This window comes from Kitasatospora sp. NPDC049285, assembly GCF_040678815.1.
Lineage (GTDB): Bacteria > Actinomycetota > Actinomycetes > Streptomycetales > Streptomycetaceae > Kitasatospora.
Window position 1 is genome coordinate 1 of record NZ_JBFAQR010000160.1, and the last position, 1083, is coordinate 1083.

1 pseudogene is annotated in these 1083 nt (G+C 72.0%); it reads right to left on the bottom strand.

The features are described 5' to 3' along the window. Nucleotides 1-1083 (bottom strand): annotated as a pseudogene (locus AB0K51_RS34880) (hypothetical protein); the annotation flags it as partial.

Sequence of the window (1083 nt, forward strand, 5' to 3'; positions counted from 1 at the left end):
GTCGGCCGCCGCGAGGTCGGTGATGGGGCCTATGACGGTGCCGCCGGCTTCGGGGGTGTAGGGCACCTGGGGTATGCCGGTGCGGGGGTCGGGGTAAACGTCGAGGGTGGGGGATGCGGAGGCGGGTGTGGTGGTGGGGTCGGGTGCGGTGGTGGGGTCGGGTGCGGTGGTGGGGTCGGGGATGGCGGTGAGGTCGGCGAGTACCGCGGTCCAGTCGGTGTCGTGGAGGGCGTCGAGCCAGTAGCTTTCGGGGCTGCTGGTGGGGGGTTGGCCGGCCGGGTCGGTGGTGGGTGAAGGGTCGTCGGGGATGGGGATCGGGCCGGCGGTGGCGCTGGAGTCCTGGTGGTCGGTGTAGAGGGCGTCCAGGAACTGCCTGGGGTTTTCCTCGACCTTGAGGATGGAGTCGAGGAACCGCTGACCGGCTACGGGGCCGGCGGGGGTGCGGTCGGGGCTGTCCGGCTGGTCCGGCAGGGAGCTCTCGGCCTCGGTCATCGGGGTGTCGGTGGGCGTGGTGGGGCGCGGGGGTGTGCTGGTGGGGGGTTGGACGGTCGGGGCGGTGGGAGTAGCGGGTGACGGGTCGTCAGGGAGGAGGAACGGGTCCGCGGCGGTGCTCGAGTCCTGCTGGCGGGAGTAGAGGGATTCCAGGAACCGCTGGGGGTCGTGCAGCTCTTCCTCGCCCTCGAAGAGGGAGTCAAGGAACCTCGCGTCGACCTCGGGGCTGGCGGGCTGGTCCGGCCGGCCGGGGTCCGCCGCGGTGGCCTCCGGCCGCGGGCCATCCTCGCCGTGCGCCCCGCCAGGGAGATGCGGGTCGTCGTACATCAGGAACTCGTCGAAGTTGACTTCCTCCTCGTGGTCGGATTCGAGGGCACCGGCCTGCGGCATCAACTCGTCACGGAGGCCGGTGCCCTCCGCAGCGAGGGATGGGGTGGTCTCACGGGGTGGAGGCGTGGGCCGGCCGGGGTCCGTCGCGGTGGCGCCCGGCTGCGGACCATCCTCGCCGTGCGCCCCGCCAGGGAGATGCGGGTCGTCGTCCATCAGGAACTCGTCGAAGTTGACTTCCTCCTCGTGGTCGGATTCGAGGGC